Raw genomic sequence first — 18511 nt, forward strand, 5'->3', positions numbered from 1 at the left:
TTAAGTTATCCATAGCTCATTATATGGATCTTCTTTATCAAAAACAAATCGTTTACTTGACGGGTTAATGCTTGTTTTTGATGACTGAACTACTCCTGCATTGAGCTTTGCGTATTCGATTGCTTGCCAATAACTTGCCCAATCTTGTTTTTTTAAAGTTTTTTGCATTTTTCAAACCAAACCATAGATAAGAAAAAGAGAATCATGGACCTATAGCCACAGATTCTCTTTTCGAATGATAAACTAAGCAATCATTAATATACAATATTATTAATTTAACGTTCTAGTTATCAAAAATAACATTTCATTTTTTTTCAAATAGATTTGTTCAGCTGAGCTTGGAATCGGTAACTTTTCAATTGGAATATCCCTAATATATAATTCCATAGCTTCTTTTGCCATTTTTTGCGCCTCTACATTTGACCATGCACAGGATAAACATCCTGGTAAATCTGGAAAAGAAATGTTAATACCATCATTGTCGTATTCAAAAATTGCATAATATGATACCTTCATTTACGCCCATCCTCTCATAATCCGGCTTGTTTTCTAATACTTTGTAATGTACCAATAGGAAGATCTTTAGCTCCATGCCATGGTACTGTGACTCTTCTTGATCCTTTTCCTAGTTTAACGTGGCTTCCTTCTTGATCAATCGCTTCAAATCCCTTTTTTTCCAGATATTTAATTACTTGTTTTGCGTTTTTTGGACTACGAAAAAATGTATTTGCTTTGGTTACACCACTTTTCTTCGTATTTTGCTTCCATTTACCAGTCTTATTTTTATAATCGGTCGTTCTTGCTGCTTTCCGTTTATAATAACCACCATAGGCATCGTTTGATTCAGATTTATAATAGGAATAATTTAATGGTGGTTCACCTTGTTCCATTTCTTCTTCTGGTAACTCTCTATTCCCATTAGGATCAAAAAATCTTACTGGGTTATTACTTGCATATTCATAACCATTTTGTGTAATTGAATCACTTTCTTTACCTGGATCCGGATCTAATGATAAAAATACTCCTTGTTTAGGGTGGTAATATCTAGCAATTAGATAGTAATAACCTGTATCCACATCATATTGATAACCAGCAAATCGATAAGGATTATCTTTTACTTCAATTGTTTCTTCTGTTTTTAATGGATTACCCCAAGCATCGTACTCATATGATGCAACAATTTGGCCCGTCTGATTAGTTAAAGCAATAACGTCTCTATGAGAGTTATAATGGTAATAAAATAGTTGCCCCTGAGTTTTCATCGCTAGACGTTGACCATTAACTGAATAGATATAGGATCGTAACACAGCCCCCGTACTATCTGTTTCATATAGTACGTTGATACTGTCTCCATCGTAAAAATACTTAGTTGTGACACCATCAACCGTCTTCTCAATACGACGACCTTGCTCATCATATTTATAAGTCGCAAATGGTATACTTTCTCCGTTTTTCGTAACTGAAATTAGTTGACCTAGTGGATTCCACTCGTAACGATAATCTCCGTCATCTGTACGATTACCATCAGCGTCATAATGAATTGGGTCATTACCATATTCAGTTAATTGATTTTCCTTATTAAATTGGGAGTTTGTTTCAGTTGTTGCGCCGTCTTTAGTTTCTTTCACATTTGTACGATTACCAAAGCCGTCATAACTATAAACGTTTTTTGTACCATTTGGAAGTTCTTCCGATGTTAATTGATTTAAAGAATCATATGTGTAAACAACTGCTTGATTGTTTGGTAAATTTACTTTTGTACGATTACCATTTGCATCGTACTCATATGATTCATCTAATAGGATTGAACCATTATCTAATTGAATTCGCTCTGTATCAATTAAATTCCTATTATCATATTGATAGGATGTACTCGAATTATTACCTGCAGTATAGGAACGCAAGTTTCCAAGTTCATCATAACTAAATAAAAAGTTTTTGCCTCCATTTGAAACAATTGAATTTTGATTCATATTGTTATACGAATAACTTGTTGTTTCAGACATTTGCCCTTGGTTAAAAGTTGTGCTTATTAATTTATCTGAATCAGATGGATACAACCACGTTTGGACCGAGCTTGCCGTTCCTTGGGTTATGGTTTTTTTAGTAATACGGTTTTGAGTATCAATTACATCGTTTGTAGTTGTTCGATTTAATAGAGCGTCATCAACTTCTGTTTGATTTCCATTTCCATCGTACGTAAAATCATAATAGTTTATATGATTGTAAGCAATTGAAGTTATACGATTTGAACCATCATAAGTATTTGAAATCGTTGTACCACTTGGTAATGTTGATTCAATTAACCGACCATTATCATCGTACTTATTTGTTGTAGCATCATTTAATGGTCCAGTTGTTTTTACTAAATTACCATTGTCATCATAGTCAAAAAGGTAGGTCTGACTAAGGTTATCTATTGAACTATTAATTGTTTTACTTGTTTGTAAACCTGCTTTATATTTGTAGTCGATAGTTGTGTGATTCGCAAGTGTTACATAGTCTAGTTGATCTGCATTATCATAATGGAATTGTTTCACATTTTGACTCGGACTCGCATCTGTTACCTTTGTTTGATTTCCAAACGAATCATATTCAAATTTAGTTGAATAATTTGCTTGGTCAGTCGTTTGAATTAAGTAATTACCATCTGTATCATAGATTGATATTGTTTTATTTTTTCCTTTTATAATGCGAATACCATCAAACCAAGCTGTACCTGTAAAGTTCCCTCCAAAAACAACTGACACATCAATTGTATTGATAGGTTTTGATGCTAATGCTGAGATATCTGTATATGCTCGATTCCAATCTTTTGTTCCATCTAAAAAGTTTGCAGTAATAGTTGCGTTTGTTCCATCTGTGTAATTAATGACTGCTTTTAATGCATATTTAGTCGAATCTTTCGTGCCACCAATTGGAACAACAACATTTGTTGCTTTAGACAATCCCGTTAAAGTTAGATCAATTGGTTGATCATCTGATTTTTGGCCAATTAAAACCGTTTGTTTATACTCATTTGTAGGAGCTGTGGAACTTGAACGAACGATTTTTAATGAATTTGATGAATCAAAATGTTCTGCTGTGTCAACAGTACCGCCACTACCTATCCAAGAAGTTAGTGCGTTTTCAAAGCCTCCATTTTCAATTGGGTTATAACTAGATTGAAACTCGGATTTTTCCAATTGAACCGAGTCAAACCACACATCACCTTTACCATTAATAGAATTGTGATCTACTTCTAATTTTACTTGAACTTTCGTTGTTCCAGCAGGCGTTTTAAAGGAAAAAGGTTTATTAATCCACTCTTGTTTTCCAGAAACATTAATTGTACCGACTGTAGTACCAATACTTGTGCCACTTGCATTAAAGAACTGGAATCGATAGATTGCTTGTACATTTGTTAAATCAGACTTAATATCTGAACTTAAAGTATATATCGTATTTTCTTTAATATTATTAATGGTTTGATATAAATATAGATACCCAGTAGAATCAGATGTTGATACTGGAGAAAATTTAATGGATTTATTTCCACTAATACCATCTTTACCTACAGAATCAATACTAATTGTACCTGTATCATTTACAGGTGTAACAATTTTAGTCCAACCAGTTAAATCACTTTGGAAGCTACCATTCGTTACTAAATTTGTTGCTGCACTTAAACTATTACTAGTTTCGATAGCATTTCCAAAACTATCATATTTCGTATAAGCTGCAATCGAATTCGAAATATCATTATCTGATACAGCATTCACGCCATCATAAACGGTAGATGATTCTTTTGACTCAGTATCTGTGTATGAAGTTTCATTATTTAAATTATCGTATTCAAAATCTTCTGTACCATAATGAGATGTAGCTGTATCTGTATTACCGTTCGTATCATATGAATAGGTTTCAGTTGGCGATTTATCAACATCATTTGGATCATATGATTCTTTCAATCTATTACCTTCATAGTAATATGCAGTTGTCGTATTTTTCCCGCCAACATCTTCTTTTATTCTAGTGGGATTGGCATCTGCATTGTACCAATACTGATTGATTTTATCATTTGGGAATTGAACTTTTACAAAATTCCCTAATGAATCAGAATCATAAGTTAGTTGATAGATTTTATTCATCGGATCAGTTATGGAAGCTACTTGATCATCTTGATACACAATATTTATAGCTGGCGTATTCGTTGAAATAACTGGTAATAATACTTTTGTCATTTTATTTTCAGAATCATATTCGTACTGAGTTAATTCATTATTTGGATCGGTTACTTTTGAAAGCAACAGACCATTATACTCATAATTGATTGTACGACTCGAGAATAAACTTAACAGATCGATATGTCCATCAGCATTATAATGAACATCCACCACTTTTGTATTTGATGCATCAGATATTGACGTCAATTGATTAGTAGTATAATTAAATGTCGTTTTAAGATGATTTCCATCTTCAATACTTTTAATATGACCAGTCGTCTTATCGAAAGTCTTTGTTATTTGACTATTATCTTTAAGTGAAAGTTCTGAGCCATTATCTGTTAATGTTAAATCAACGCCAGTTGGTGGTTGATATACTCCTTTTAAATCTTTTTCAAATGTTAAAAGTGTGCCATCTTCATCTACATAATGAGCTTCATTATTTATTAATGTAATCGATTCATCTAAGTTACTATGCCAGCCTACTCCAAATAATCCATTGATTGTTGACTGACTATTATAAGTTCGTTCAATTGTGATTCCTGTTCCTTTTCCACCTAATGAAAAATCATTTTCACTTCTGATATAGTTACCAGTTGCAGTATTAACACTACCACCAGGTACATCCACATATGACCAATAGTCTTGAATACCGAGGAATGGTACTGCATCTCCAATTACTGTTCTAAAATATGTTGTTGAATATACAGTTTCTCCTTGGGTATTATATGCACTTATCCTAAAGTAATAGTATGGACTAGTTGCATAAGTTGTCCCATTTTTTGCATACAGTTTAGATGGTTCGAGAGGTAATTCTACACCACCATAATTAGGATCATCCGGGTTAGTCGGATGATGTAAATTTTTCATGCCACCATCAATTTCCGATTGACTCGGCCAAATTCCTTTATTTTGTGTGGTCCAACTATCTACATCCCCTACATCATAGGATTCATAATCTTTTCCATTGTAAACCCATACTTTATAACCTGTTGCTCCCGAAATCTTATCCCAACTCAAGTTTACGTATCCTGAGTTACTTTGACTTAAATTTGTATAAGCTCGTCCTGTTGGAGGACTAGGTACAGGAATTTGCGGAATGTATGAATAAGAAGCTGCAGGTTGCACCGTCTCACCATTAGCATTATATGGAACAATTTTTAATACGTAATATCTTGGTTTATAATTGGGATTTGCTTTTTGATAGACTATAGACGGATCTATTGCTAGTTCATCACCCGATTTTGTGTTATCTAAATGTAAATCATAACTTTCTGTCGGTTTTGGCCAATACTTTTTATCTTTCGTTGTCCATGATGTCACATTGCCGATATCTAATGATTCGAATGCTTTTCCGTTATACATTAAGAACTTGTAACCAGTTGCACCTGTCACAGGCTTCCAACTTAAATCAATATATCCGTTTGTTCCTCTAGTAAAACTATTAACAGAGGTCATTTCTGCAAATTTCAGATTTGGTATCGTCGGTTTAAAAGGTGGGTCAGATTGAGCACTTTCACCTAACGGATAGATAGCTTTTATACGAAACCAATAATTTGTATTTGTAGGGTATTTATTTCCATTCTTTTTATATAAAGCTGATGGATCATTTGGTAGTTCTACTCCACCATCTGTACTGACATGATGCAATGTATAAATTCCACTTGCGATTTCTGATGGCGATGGCCAAATTTTCCTCCCTTTTGTACTCCAGCTTGTTACATTTCCAACAGAAAACTCATCATAATCATTCCCATTGAAAATTAACACTTTATAACCAGTCGCACCTGGAACTGCATCCCAATTTAAATCAACGTATCCTGAATTGGTACTATCACCATATGAATAGGCATATCCAGTTGGTGAATCAGGTGTTGGAATAGTATAGTTAACGGATATGTATGGATTGTTATCAGAATTTGAAGTTGAAATTATTTTTTTCCAATAAGATGATCCATTTCCGTTTTCATGTAATTTAAGACCATAATTAGTTAAAGAACCATTTAACCAACTTTTTACTGTATTTGTAACATCAAAGTTTGCCCACTGACCTTCTCCTACAGTAGTAGTTGCTATATTTGTAGAACTAGGTTTCGTATCCCAAGTTACGGACGAATTAGACCATGATCCTGTAATACGATCTAACCAAATACCTGTTGCACTCGAAGAAGCACTATGTTTTACGTATGCATTAAACGAAGCACTAGTAATCGTTAAACCAGTTAGATTTGCTGGTAACCCTTGGTTTAAAAAGGCATAACAAGTACCGGTAGTACTATCATAATTACCAATTTTTAAGATATATGCACCTAGCCCAGAGTCCCATTTTGAAGACGTACTAGAATAATTTGTAGTTGGATAGGCGCTCATTACAAACGTATCTGATGAATCCGTTACAGAAGTTGTCGGATCAATAAATACTGGGAACACTCGTTCAGGACTTGCTAACCAATCTGGATCAGCATTTAACGTTAATTTATATCCACCATCTATTTCTTCGATATCGTAGCTCACTTTATCAGATGTAACTGCTTCTCCGGAACCTTCATCAATATTCGAATCCGACATAAATGGTTTCGGCAATTCAAAAATCTTCTTATCATCGTCATCTTTCATTTGGATATTGCCATCTTCATCAATCGTCGCTTTTAAGTCAGTTTGAATATTAAAAGTAAAAATATGATAACCATCGTAATGGTGTAAAACTAAATCTTCTTTTGTGTTTTGATTAAAGGTGTAGTTTTGTAAATCAATTTGCGGAAAAATACTTTCATGAACAATTTTGTTCGTATTCTCAACAAACTTGGCATCAACATCACTTGCGTTTAATGTTGTTTTATCTTCTCCAGCAGCCTGTAATATAGACAATGACAAAGAATGCCCTTTATATGAAAAATTAGCGTATTTGCCATTTGACATTGTTTTAAGGAATTCAGTATCGATCGCAGTATTTTCTGTTGTTATGATATTTGTAGTTGTATTATCTTTTACCAAATCCGGAGAAATTTCTTCGAAGTTTGTTTCTCCTGGTTCTTTCATATTTACAGGTTCAAAGTAGACTTTTTCAGTGTATTTACCGTCGCCATTATAGAATGTCTTGGTATTAGTCGTACGCTCATCAATTAATTCTCCGACTTGTGGTTCAGTATCTTCAACCGAGTTTGTTTGAACTACTGTCTCATCAACTTTTTTCGTACTAGTTAATTCTTCAGCAAATGCTTTTAATTGAATTGAACTAATAACTAAAACTGTTAACACAATCCTAATAAAGAAAAGCCTTAGTGTATGTTTCTTCATGTGTATAGCCATCCTCTTATTCAATTTTGATATGTTCTAGATAGAAATTGACCACTTTTTTCTGAACCTCATAAACCTTTCTTAATATTTAGAAAACAAATAAAATTATAAATTCGTTACATTTTTATTACAATGTTTTTTACTGAATATTATAAATTTTTAATTATATACCCAACTAATCAACTATAAATTTATTAGTCTTTAAACAACTCAATATTACTATTTATTCATTTTTTCTTTGCATTAAAACATCCAAGTTATTCTCGCATAAATATCAATATTTCTAATCAATAAAAAATGCTTGTAGCCATGTATAATTACCTCTTTGTCTATCAAGCTAAAACTCAATTAAATTTGATTTTATAAATACTTCTTCGGACCATGGATATTCTTCCAAACATAGCTGAATAAACTATGAATCTTTGAAACTTCATTTTCATTAATCTCAAAAATTTCAACAGTATGGTCCATATTTTTGTCTTTAGCATAAGTACAAGAAACACTTCTCTATCCGCATCTGTGATATAGGAAGCCGCTAAATTTTGTGCATCTTCTGGGCATTTAATACTATACTTAACAAACGGTGCTGATACTTCTCTAATTTCTTGCTTGATTCTTACAACTTCAAAGATTGATGTTAATTCCATGTTTCAAAACTCCTCTTCCCTTAGTATTCAGTTAATAATGATTTAATTCTTCCATCAACTACCCCAGAATCTGGTCTTTAAGTTCTTAAAATCATAAATACACCTAAAGCTCTACCAATAGCAGTAATTTTACGAATAGCATCTACTATCTTTTTATCCTCAATTAATGAGTATTCATCCGATTAACCAGAGATTTAAAAACCCATGCTACAAATGCAACCAAAGATGATGGGAAAGATATTATTGCATATGATGAAGATAACGAACCGATATATGTAGAAGTAAAACATTGGAAAGGAAATGTTGGTAGACCCGCCATACAAAAGCTTGAAGGAGCAATGAGTGCAGATCGTGTTAAACGTGGTTACTTTATTACTTCATCTGGATTTACAAAAGAAGCCTTAGAATATGCTTCTAAAACAAATATAACGTTAATAGGTGGAAATCAATTAATACAGCAAATACACAGCTAAAACCCTTGTTAATTACAGACAAGGGTTTATTGTTTTGAAAATGAACGTATTTTATGTGGAAGTTTTTTCTTTAATTTCGTAATTTTTCTGCTCTTTTTTTAAATTTTGATTGAATTATTTTTGGTTGGTCGGTATATTCCATATTATAATTATTTTTATTAAGAAAACAGAGGGATGTGTGAGCTTGAGCTGGAGAGAGAGACCAAGGGTAATTGAAGATTGGAATGAAGAAATCGATTCGATCATGTCAATTGATGAAAACGGAACAACCGATTTAAGTTTTTATAAAAAATTACTACTTAAACATTTTGATTTTAGTGATATTGACCAAACCCATTTACATGACAAAATATTTACCGTTACTGGAGTAGTAATGAATCGTAATGATTTTCCAGCTTTTAAGGATAAAATAACTACAATAAAAGAAACTCATTGGGAAAATGGAATTTTTCAATATAAAAACAATGAAAAAAAAGTTGTTTTTCACTCAAGAGAAATTAGAAAAAAAGAAGGACCATTTGAACCAACCAACATTAATTATCCAAAATTTATTACAGATCTTTCTTCATTAATGACAGAAACTCGATATAAAATATTTAGTTCCTCAATTGATAAGTTGGTCCATTGTTATCAATATATCGACCCTTATCACGTTTATAATTTATGTTTAACGTTTGTTATTGAAAGATACTGTATGCACTTAAACAATTACAATTTAAATGGTTTACTTTTACTTGAATCTAGAGGAAAGAAAGAAGATGCATTTATCTTAAAACACATTACAAGGCTATTGGATCGCGGTACACAATATAAGTCTCCAGAACACTTCAATAGAATTAAAGGTGTATATTTTAATCCAAAGTGGGTTAAAAACGATCCTTCAAAATCTTACGCACTTTTAGAATTAGCAGATTTAGCATCATATCCAATTCATAAATATTCGCGTTCTTCCCAAAAAGATTTAGCATTTGAGTCAATTGAACATAAATTTTATGGATATCCTTATTACAATGGAAAAGGACTCAAAAAATTCCCATAAAAAAAACCGCACAATGGCGGTTTCCGTCCGGGACACCCCGAACCCTACTTATATTATAAACAAAAAATGATACTTTAAGCAACATTATTAAAATAAATCCCTGCTACCAAACGGTAACAGGGAATTTCTTGCATGTTGATATTGTGTTAATTCTGCATTGATAAACCTTCTTAAAATATTTTACTCCAAGTTTGTTGACTAACGACTCCATCTACTTTAAGACCTTTTCGTTCTTGATTCTCTTTTACTTCTTTTCTAGTTACTTCGTCATAAACACCAGTAACTTGTACTTTTACTGCTCTTTGAATACGTTCTACATCTTTACCCTTACTACCCACTCTTAAAGGCCGGGGTAAGGAGCAATATCTTTATCAATGATTTCAGCTTTAATAGCAGTATCAGGCTTAGTAATTTTAGGTGCTACCCAATCTTTCTTTACTTCAAAAATGGGGATTATCAGCTTCCTTCCAAGTACCCCCCCATGTAATTCCTAACTTTTTAGCAATTTCACCTGCTTTTTTAAATGAAGTAAAATCATATAAATCTTTCGGTTTATTTACAGCAATATCCCATGCTAAACGACCTGTATGATTACTTGACCTTGTCCACGTTACTTTCTCACCTTCTCTTGTTCTACCATAAGAATAGAGATAATCTTGTCTTTCTTGTGAGCGATATGTTTCTGTAATGAAAATGTCTAGATTTGCTTTTTTACATTCTTTAAGAAATAATTTACAAGCTTTTTGTGCAACTGGTAAAAGTTCATTAATATCTCTACATGATTTAGTTACATCAGTCATTTTGATCCTCTCCTTTATCGAATGTTTTTAATTTGTCCTCCACTTGAGAAGGAAGTACCACACCAATAGCACTTAAATTTTCTACAATACTTCCACCTTCTTTATAGATAAATAAAGCTAGTGTAAAGCCTGTTAAATAGAAGTTAAGACCCAATACAATATCGAGAGCTAATACAAATACAATGATCTACCTTCTCTCCATTAAAATAGCCCTGTATAAACAGTGCATAAAAAATACACCTTACATTAAATCCTTTGTAAGTGCAAACATTGGTAAAACAACTTCTTCAGTTATTAAAGCTATTGTTTCATCGTATTGCCCTTAATCAAAAGCAAATCGATAGGTTGTCTTTGCCTTGCCACGCATGCTCACCTCCTTCTGAAAAACCCCGTGGGGAATTTTTTGTGCGTTCGATGGATACGCGGTATTACAGACGCGCGTCCTAGCTTTTTTGGTCCCCCTAACCATACATTTAAAAGCTAACCATCTTCTTAGCATCCTATTTTAAGCCTAGTATCTATTTCAATTCCTGAGACAAAATAAAAAGACATTCACCAAGTGAATGCCTTTAATCGTCTTCTTTTCCTTAATTTCTTTCCTATGTTTAGTTTTTTAAAAATTTAGTAGCTTTTACAGTAATATTTAAAATGTATCCAATGATTTTATAACTTCTACTATCTTAACTAGAAACTATTCAACTAAATTATTGTGCTAGTTATATAAGGATATTATATCATTAATTATATCCTTGATTTTTAATTCTCCATTTTCCCTTTATGCTATCTCTAACTAGAATCCAACTATAATTAGTCTGAGTAGAATTTGGCTCATAGAACCCATCACTACCAGAAGAATCAACTTTAAAGTTAGAAAGCAAAACCATTTCGTAATCGCCACCAGAATCTGTAGATTCTTCATTTTCTTTTTCTGAATACCATATTTTCGTAAGTTTGCAGCCTTTTATATTGAAATTTTCCTTCACGGTAATTACAGCTTCATTTATTTCTCTCTTATTGAACTGATTAGAATGTCCTATAATTACCTTTACTGTATCAGCATTCACGGTATCCTTTTGATGCTGATAAATTAGAATAGAGATTCCAACAACTAGTAATAGAAAAAGAGAGATATAACGTTTCTTATTCTTCATAAATTAAACCTCTATTTTTATTTTGGATTTTTATTAGACCAAGTTTTACAGTCAATACCACAAATTTAATTGTTTAACTAAAACTTAATTACTCTATAGTCATTATATTGATCACTAATGGTGAATAATGAATAGCGTGTTCTATTAGTGTCATGACCATCGTACGTAACAGTACCATTATAATTATATGCTATTACAATTGTATGATACCAACCATGGTCACCTTTTCTATCAAGCAATTGAACAATATCACCTGCTGCGGCATATCCCATTACTCCTGATGCATAACTATATTTTTGTGTTGAATGACCTTGGCTACCCACCCAATAATTATAAAAACCAACAACAGTTGACCAGGAATTTGAGTAATTTTGTGAGTCTTTATAATACCAATAGTCTCCACTAGGATCTACACCAGAATATGTTCTACTTTTCATCGTGTAACCACCTGCTTTGACTACTTGAGACGCAAAATTTGTACAGTCATGTCCAATAAAGTCTTTGTAAGATGGATTTCGAGCATTTGACCAGTAGTCAGCATAACTTATCGCTGCACTTCTGTTATAAGTTATCATAGGGTCTACAAGAGATGATGCTGGTTGTTTCGTCTCTAATTCATAGTTCATTACTTCGTTTTCATTTCTAATCTCATTAATAGTTTTACTTGTAATACTCTGATTTAATTGAAAATTACCGTCTGTATTTCCTGAATTATCTAACTCTACTAAATATGTACTTGCGTAAGTTCTTATAAAATTATAGTCTGGATTTGCTTCAAGTTCAGAGAATTCCCCGTCATTTTGAGTGCTCGTAAGCATATCCACTAGAAAACTTACATATTCTGCTGAACCGATAATGTAATTTAAATTATTTTCTACCATATATTGATCTAATAATGTTTTACCATCGGCAATTGTAAATCCCGTATCTGGATGGAAATCAGGTATAGTAGGAGTAGCTGCTTCTGAAGCATCACTCTCACCATCGCTAAAAACTGCTATAACTCGTACCCAATAATTATACGAATAAGTATAATTCGGCTGTCCTAGAAAATGGAAGTTATTATATGCATTAATATAAATAGGAGTTGGATCTAATGGAAGTTCCTGACCACTTCCATCATCATGAAATCCATAATATCCATCTTCTATTTCACTTTGTGTCATCCAAAGCCCTTTACCTTTTGAAGTCCATTGAGTTTCATTTCCAGCATCAAAGTATTGATAATTAAGACCATTAAAAATTGCTACCTTATAACCAATGGCATTTGGAACAGAATTCCAACTAACATCAATGTATCCAGTATCACTACCATCTTTATAGTTAAATGAATCTACTGTTGGTCGATCTGGGGCAGGCCAGACGCTGCTTGTCTGTTGAACTCTTGTCTCTTTCTTTGGCACTGGAGCTGGTATTAAATCCAAAAGAGTCACAGTCTTATTTTCCTGGGTTGTTTCTGCAAATATTTTTTTGGGTGAAGCTAATCCACTTAGTGAACTAGCAATTATTGTTGCAGATAATACATAGGTAAAACCTTTTTTAAATATGTTTTTTTGTCTCATGCCACATCTCATCTCTATATTTATATATATATATTTTGAATATACCGGTACATGAGAATAGTAGCATGGCAGAATTAAAGTTTGTATTGGGAAAAAACATTAAATTCCCATGTGAAAACTTTAATGTTTTAATTAAAATAACTCATACTAAAAGACTATTAAAAATTATCTTTAATAAACTTTATTATTTTTTCCTTTTGACATTTTTCAGGTACCGATATCCCTTAAAATTTGAGTACTACTTTATTGAAAACTACTTATATCAAAATATAACAAAATCCAAAATAAAGAAGCGGGTACGGAATTCTGTAAAAGCCATTCTATAAGACGGAGTCTTTTGTTACACGATCACCATTATACATTTAGGAAATTATCCCTATTACGACAAGATTATAAATTGGGGGAATTTCGATATTTTTAAAGAAACTAAACATTCTAATGTTACATTCATAAGCCAAGATGAAATTTCGTCCCATTCGGCTAAATGCTCATGCCTTGCGTGTCTATTGAATCTCTCAATCTCTCTTTCTGATAAAATCTCATTTGCTACCTTTTCAAAAACCTGTTCTTTTGTTATCATTTCCCATTTTCCTCCATTGATTGCAAATATCAAGGATATTGCTGCAGAAAAAGATTTTAATAGAATATGGGACTCAGAAAAGGAATTTTACTGGGAACATTTTTTTCGAGTGAAGTTGAACCAATGATCCCTAAAGTGTTAGATAATCTTATTGCTGTTTCAAATATTATAAATAATAGATCCGTTATTTTGAATAAAAGTTTTAAAAGAGAACTAGCTAAAATTATATATTTTCAACAACTAAGAACAAAAAAAGCGAGAAAAATGCAGTTTCGATTAGGAGAAAAAGTTGCTACTGAGGTTTTAACTTCTGTAGAAAACGAACTTGACAAGTACTTATCGACGGAACAACGTGAATACTTAAATGATTTTAAATATAATGAGAATTTCCACAAAGAAATAACATTTCCAATAATAACTTCTCCAGAAAGGTTGGATATTGAAATACTTTTAGAAAAACACTGGGTGTTGTATAAAACTCCTTCAAGTAAAAAGTATCCATTTCTTACTAGTGATAATCCAGTCTGTTCATATTATATATATCAGCTCCATCATATTTATTTTCAGTTTTATTCAGCTTTAAATGGTTTATAAATTTTGTTTTTTGAATTTCCCAGGATCCCATCTATTTATATAATTTTTATTATAAGGGGATATGCCAAATAGTATAAAAGTACCCGAACAATAGCCCTTTTTTAAAGTGTCTTTTATTCGGGTTACAATTCAAAGTTATTTACTCAGAAACATATTCAATTTCTGCACCTAATTCATATAGTTTATTGACTAAATTCCCGTGTCCACGATGCAAATGTTCTAAACCACTTAAATAAGTAGTCCCTGTTGCAGCTATTCCGGCACAAACAAGACCGACTGCAGCACGAATATCCTTAGCTTCCACATGAGTTCCTTTTAAAGATCCTACCCCATTAATTCTAACAAGATTACTTTCCCTGTCTATCTCTATAAGAGCACCCATTTTCCTTAATTCTGCACAAATTGAAAATCTTCCATCAAAAACGGTATCTTTTATCACTGATTCACCTTGACAAATAGTTGCTAAACTAACTATTTGAGGTTGCATATCAGTAGATAGACCTGGGAATGGAGAAGCACTTATACAAATAGATTGCAGTTCTTTCGGGGTAAATACGCTTATCGAGTTTGTACCTATATACTTCAATTCAAGTCCGATCTCTTTCAACAGTGCTATTATTGTACCATTGTGCTCTGGAATGACACCATGGATAATTCCTTCTCCCCTTGTTACTGCAAAGGCAACGAGTAATGCCCCAGCTTCTAGACGATCCGGAATTACTTGGTGATTAACACCTTCTAAATTCTCAACGCCTTGAACGGTTATTTTTCTTGTTCCACTGACTTGAACATTCGCACCCATTTTATTCAAAAAAAGTATTAGATCAACAATTTCCGGGTCGATGGCAGCATTCTCTATTACTGTTGTACCAACAGCACGGCAGGCGGTAAGTATTGATTGAACTGTTGCACCAAAGCTTGGAAATCTTAAATTTATATTAGCCGCTTTAAGAGGTAATTCCTTTGCTTTAGCATATATGATTCCATTTTCTATAGTAGTATCTATACCGAGTGATTTTAAAGCACTAATATGTATGTCAATCGGACGGTCTCCAAAGTTATCCCCCCCAGGCAGAGAAATTTTAGCTTCTCCTAAAGCTGCTACAAGAGGTCCCAGAAAAAGAATTGAGTGACGTATCTTAGACATCAAGTTCTGACTAATGTGTCCGCTCTTTAAACTTGTGCTATCTATAGACAAAGTAGATCCTTCCCTAGAACTTATGATTCCAATTTCATCCATTATATCTATCATGACATCTACATCCGACACTAAAGGAACATTCTCTAAATTAGTTACTCCTCTAGTCGCCACACATGCTGCTGGAATTAAAAGTATTACAGAGTTCTTTGCACCATCAACAGTTGTTTCCCCTCGAAGCCGTTTTCCCCCATTTATTCTAATTGTCTTACTTGAAAGTAGCTTATTTTCTACACTCATTTATCTCACACTCCTCATTAGTATACTTTAAGCGCTACTTGCACTAATGAAAATTCTATATTATCAATCTCAGGTATAAACTAACTAAAATTTAAAGTTTACTCGGCCATTTCTAAATCAATAGTCGAGCTCAATATTGACGACTTTTCGTCAATTAATACATTTATATTTGAAAAATAATCATACCCAAGTCTGGTCCATGAAAAAGGATGAACTAATAGTTGGAGTTTGGGGTATAACTGTAATGATGCACTATCTGGATATCCATAGTCCCAACGATGCATGGAATCTGCAAAATATTTTACTCTAAGGTTTTCTAGATTATCCTCCTTATTCCTATATTCAAAAAAACGATCTTCATAGGCATTTATGAGACCATTCATCTTTAGATTTAACAATAAAACTTCTTTGGTAGGTCTATGGAAGGAAAATCTATCAATAGGTATATCAAGAAAATTTTGCATAACAGTAATGTCATCACTAATATATCTCTCTAGATATTTTATATTTTTAAGCATACCTAAATGAACATGTATCCCAATTTTATGTCCCATCTTAGCAATAGATTGTATCTTTTCAATGTTCTCTTTAGAAAATATATTATAGGCATTGTTTCTTATCTGGAAGAAGTAACTTGAGCATACACCGAGTTTATTTTCTAATTGAGCCAAAGCATGTGCCCTTTCAACTGAGAATTCTACATCATGCCGAATAATAGCAAAGTTATTTGTAAAATCATCAATATCGCTAAAATCAAGTACTTGATGTGTCTTCTTGATACGATTTATTATCTCTTTATATTCCTGGAAAGAGAATCTATTCATAGTTTACTTCCTCCTTTACTTTATGAATAATAAAAAATACTATCAACTCACTATCATTCTTGTAAAGATTGTACAAATTACAGTACAGGCTAAGTATTGCTCAACCATTATTTTTTTCTATTACATAATTACCCATTATTAATATATCCAATCCAGTACCATAAAAACACCTGATCGCATCCTGCGGTGAACATACAATTGGTTCACCTCTAACATTAAAAGAGGTGTTCAGTAAAACAGGTACCTTACTTAGCTTGTAAAATTCGTTTATTAAACTCCAATATCTATAATTAGTCCCTTTTGAGACGGTTTGGTGCCTAATAGAACTATCCACATGAACTACAGATGGTATTAAAGCTTTCTTTTCATTATTTATATAATCAGCAACAATCATAAAAGGAGATTCAAATGAATGATATAAATAATCTTGTTGATACTCCTCCATAATACTCGGGGCGAAGGGTCTAAAGTATTCTCTATATTTTATCGTTCCATTAACTTTATCCTTCATTTCTGGAATTGTTGGGTTAGCCAAGATAGACCTATTCCCTAAAGATCTTGAACCAAACTCCATCCTACCTTGAAACCAAGCAATTATCTTTCCATAATGTAGTTGTTCCCCTGCAAACTTTTCAATATTTTCCACATAACGATAATTTAACTTGTTATTTAGTATGATTTTCTCAATTTCTATATCTGAATATTCAGGACCCCAATAGGCGTGTTCTAACTTATTTTTTAATGGGGAAATATGCAGGTCCTTACAACAAAGTAGAGCTGCTCCAATAGCAGTTCCTGCATCATTAGAAGCTGGATTTAAGAATAAACGATCCACTTCAGGTAACTGGTGAATCTCTCCGTTCATTTTGCAATTCATACCTATTCCACCTGAGATGCATATATCTCTAATGCCTGTTAGCTTTACGTATTTGTTAACGATTTTAACTACGATTTCTTCTAATTTCCTTTGTACCTCATAAGCTAAATCCATGTGGTATTGTAATATCTCACTTTCGGGTGTTCTAGGACTCCCAAATTCTAAAATTAACTTATCGGTAAACCTTTGACTATATTCCCTTTTCCCTTGGCATATATAAGATGAATCGATTTTATATTTTTCTTCTTCCCACCAAAGAACCTTATCTAATTTATTTCTAATCTTCATATTTGCAGAGCCAAAAGGTGCTAAACCCATTACCTTACCTTCTCCACTATTAGCTTTTAGTCCTAAAAATTCCGTGAAAGCTGAATAAAACCACCCCAAAGATTCTGGTTGAACATACTTCTCCAATTCTATTAGTTCGTGATCTTGTCCCCTGTAGATTACCGTTGTGTTCTCTTCACCATGAGCATCTAAGGCTACAACTATTGCCTCCTTAAAGCCTGAAAGGTAGTAAGCACTTGCAGCATGAGAGAGGTGGTGAGAATAAAATGATACTTGAGGTAGGTCACCTTCTATTCCTCCACTCTTTAGTGCATAGGCAAGCATACGTTTTTCCAATTCAGGATTGTATTCAATCAATTGAATACTTTGTATCGCCGATCCTATAATATCTTGATCATTAAAGCTTTGTTTATAGAAATGATTCATATAATTTGGATATTTGTTATTGTCCCAGCCTATTGCTATATGATCTATGTCACTTATTTTTAGTTTACTCCATTCTAGTGCAGCTTTAATTGCATTGATAGGTCTACGGTTAGGAGCTTTTTTAATTCTACAAAACCGTTCCTCCTCAGCAAAAAAGGTCAATTTACCGTTTTCTATTAGGCAAGCTGCCGGGTTATCCCCATTTGATAACAATCCTAAAATATTCATTATCCTACACTTCCTTTCTAATCGTTTTACCGCGTTCTAACACAATGAAAGGTAATTTAGTCTTTTGAATTGACCCTTAACA

At 32.8% G+C, this 18511-nt stretch carries 16 protein-coding genes; 3 read left to right on the forward strand and 13 right to left on the reverse strand.

What is annotated here, in order from left to right; genetic code table 11:
- From BM319_RS24885 to BM319_RS20815, 4 genes are all read right to left on the reverse strand, one after another.
- Nucleotides 1-168 carry a hypothetical protein gene (locus BM319_RS24885; protein ID WP_175495657.1) on the reverse strand — a complete coding sequence of 56 codons (168 nt, stop codon included), beginning with the start codon at nucleotides 166-168 and terminating at the stop codon, nucleotides 1-3.
- 102 nt (nucleotides 169-270) lie between these two features.
- Nucleotides 271-516: a type II toxin-antitoxin system HicB family antitoxin gene (locus BM319_RS20805; RefSeq protein ID WP_025568275.1), complete on the reverse strand. Its 246-nt coding sequence runs from the start codon at nucleotides 514-516 to the stop codon at nucleotides 271-273.
- Between the two features lie 14 nt (nucleotides 517-530).
- Nucleotides 531-7502, reverse strand: coding sequence for a DNRLRE domain-containing protein (locus tag BM319_RS20810; protein ID WP_175495661.1), 6972 nt, complete (start codon nucleotides 7500-7502; stop codon nucleotides 531-533).
- Nucleotides 7503-7846: 344 nt separating this feature from the next.
- Nucleotides 7847-8149, reverse strand: coding sequence for a hypothetical protein (locus tag BM319_RS20815; RefSeq protein WP_025568862.1), 303 nt, complete (start codon nucleotides 8147-8149; stop codon nucleotides 7847-7849).
- 176 nt (nucleotides 8150-8325) lie between these two features.
- On the opposite strand from BM319_RS20815, the gene BM319_RS20820 reads away from it, so the two are divergent.
- A complete protein-coding gene (locus tag BM319_RS20820) occupies nucleotides 8326-8622 on the forward strand; it encodes a restriction endonuclease (protein ID WP_091024496.1) in 297 nt (98 codons plus the stop codon).
- Between the two features lie 184 nt (nucleotides 8623-8806).
- On the forward strand, nucleotides 8807-9661 hold the full coding sequence (locus tag BM319_RS20825; RefSeq protein WP_025568861.1) for a DUF3800 domain-containing protein: 855 nt from the start codon (nucleotides 8807-8809) through the stop codon (nucleotides 9659-9661).
- 170 nt (nucleotides 9662-9831) lie between these two features.
- On the opposite strand, the gene BM319_RS20830 is transcribed toward BM319_RS20825, so the two are convergent.
- From BM319_RS20830 to BM319_RS20855, 6 genes are all read right to left on the reverse strand, one after another.
- Complete coding sequence (locus tag BM319_RS20830; protein WP_091024498.1) at nucleotides 9832-9999, reverse strand: peptidoglycan-binding domain-containing protein; 168 nt, start codon at nucleotides 9997-9999, stop codon at nucleotides 9832-9834.
- A 102-nt stretch (nucleotides 10000-10101) separates the two neighbouring features.
- Nucleotides 10102-10461, reverse strand: coding sequence for a M15 family metallopeptidase (locus BM319_RS20835; protein WP_025568860.1), 360 nt, complete (start codon nucleotides 10459-10461; stop codon nucleotides 10102-10104).
- Nucleotides 10454-10648 carry a phage holin family protein gene (locus tag BM319_RS20840; protein ID WP_091024503.1) on the reverse strand — a complete coding sequence of 65 codons (195 nt, stop codon included), beginning with the start codon at nucleotides 10646-10648 and terminating at the stop codon, nucleotides 10454-10456. The genes BM319_RS20835 and BM319_RS20840 overlap by 8 nt, the downstream gene beginning before the upstream one ends.
- A gap of 550 nt (nucleotides 10649-11198) precedes the next feature.
- Nucleotides 11199-11612 carry a hypothetical protein gene (locus tag BM319_RS20845; RefSeq protein ID WP_025568859.1) on the reverse strand — a complete coding sequence of 138 codons (414 nt, stop codon included), beginning with the start codon at nucleotides 11610-11612 and terminating at the stop codon, nucleotides 11199-11201.
- Between the two features lie 77 nt (nucleotides 11613-11689).
- Nucleotides 11690-13174 (reverse strand): amidase domain-containing protein, encoded by a 1485-nt coding sequence (locus tag BM319_RS20850; RefSeq protein ID WP_175495662.1) that lies wholly within the window; start codon nucleotides 13172-13174, stop codon nucleotides 11690-11692.
- Nucleotides 13175-13553: 379 nt separating this feature from the next.
- Nucleotides 13554-13754: a hypothetical protein gene (locus tag BM319_RS20855; RefSeq protein WP_025568856.1), complete on the reverse strand. Its 201-nt coding sequence runs from the start codon at nucleotides 13752-13754 to the stop codon at nucleotides 13554-13556.
- Nucleotides 13755-13820: 66 nt separating this feature from the next.
- Between BM319_RS20855 and BM319_RS20860 the strand changes: the two genes are divergently transcribed.
- Nucleotides 13821-14348, forward strand: a complete 528-nt coding sequence (locus BM319_RS20860; protein ID WP_025568855.1) for a DUF4238 domain-containing protein — start codon at nucleotides 13821-13823, stop codon at nucleotides 14346-14348.
- Nucleotides 14349-14487: 139 nt separating this feature from the next.
- Here BM319_RS20860 and murA read toward each other — a convergent pair whose 3' ends face one another.
- From murA to BM319_RS20875, 3 genes are all read right to left on the reverse strand, one after another.
- Nucleotides 14488-15786 (reverse strand): UDP-N-acetylglucosamine 1-carboxyvinyltransferase, encoded by a 1299-nt coding sequence (gene murA, locus BM319_RS20865; RefSeq protein WP_025568854.1) that lies wholly within the window; start codon nucleotides 15784-15786, stop codon nucleotides 14488-14490.
- A gap of 98 nt (nucleotides 15787-15884) precedes the next feature.
- Nucleotides 15885-16610 (reverse strand): polysaccharide deacetylase family protein, encoded by a 726-nt coding sequence (locus BM319_RS20870; RefSeq protein ID WP_025568853.1) that lies wholly within the window; start codon nucleotides 16608-16610, stop codon nucleotides 15885-15887.
- A gap of 100 nt (nucleotides 16611-16710) precedes the next feature.
- Nucleotides 16711-18429, reverse strand: a complete 1719-nt coding sequence (locus tag BM319_RS20875) for a carbamoyltransferase family protein (RefSeq protein WP_025568852.1) — start codon at nucleotides 18427-18429, stop codon at nucleotides 16711-16713.
- Between the last annotated feature and the right edge of the window lie 82 nt (nucleotides 18430-18511).

It is taken from the genome of Bacillus sp. UNCCL81 (genome assembly GCF_900112535.1).
Taxonomy (GTDB): Bacteria; Bacillota; Bacilli; order Bacillales; family Bacillaceae_G; genus Gottfriedia; species Gottfriedia luciferensis_B.

What these genes read in the sequence shown, in the direction of transcription:
- BM319_RS24885 (WP_175495657.1), bottom strand. Translation starts at nt 168, where the DNA reads ATGCAAAAAACTTTAAAAAAACAAGATTGGGCAAGTTATTGGCAAGCA.
- BM319_RS20805 (WP_025568275.1), bottom strand. Translation starts at nt 516, where the DNA reads ATGAAGGTATCATATTATGCAATTTTTGAATACGACAATGATGGTATT.
- BM319_RS20810 (WP_175495661.1), bottom strand. Translation starts at nt 7,502, where the DNA reads ATGAAGAAACATACACTAAGGCTTTTCTTTATTAGGATTGTGTTAACA.
- BM319_RS20815 (WP_025568862.1), bottom strand. Translation starts at nt 8,149, where the DNA reads ATGGAATTAACATCAATCTTTGAAGTTGTAAGAATCAAGCAAGAAATT.
- BM319_RS20835 (WP_025568860.1), bottom strand. Translation starts at nt 10,461, where the DNA reads ATGACTGATGTAACTAAATCATGTAGAGATATTAATGAACTTTTACCA.
- BM319_RS20845 (WP_025568859.1), bottom strand. Translation starts at nt 11,612, where the DNA reads ATGAAGAATAAGAAACGTTATATCTCTCTTTTTCTATTACTAGTTGTT.
- BM319_RS20850 (WP_175495662.1), bottom strand. Translation starts at nt 13,174, where the DNA reads ATGAGACAAAAAAACATATTTAAAAAAGGTTTTACCTATGTATTATCT.
- BM319_RS20855 (WP_025568856.1), bottom strand. Translation starts at nt 13,754, where the DNA reads ATGATAACAAAAGAACAGGTTTTTGAAAAGGTAGCAAATGAGATTTTA.
- BM319_RS20860 (WP_025568855.1), top strand. Translation starts at nt 13,821, where the DNA reads ATGGGACTCAGAAAAGGAATTTTACTGGGAACATTTTTTTCGAGTGAA.
- murA (WP_025568854.1), bottom strand. Translation starts at nt 15,786, where the DNA reads ATGAGTGTAGAAAATAAGCTACTTTCAAGTAAGACAATTAGAATAAAT.
- BM319_RS20870 (WP_025568853.1), bottom strand. Translation starts at nt 16,610, where the DNA reads ATGAATAGATTCTCTTTCCAGGAATATAAAGAGATAATAAATCGTATC.
- BM319_RS20875 (WP_025568852.1), bottom strand. Translation starts at nt 18,429, where the DNA reads ATGAATATTTTAGGATTGTTATCAAATGGGGATAACCCGGCAGCTTGC.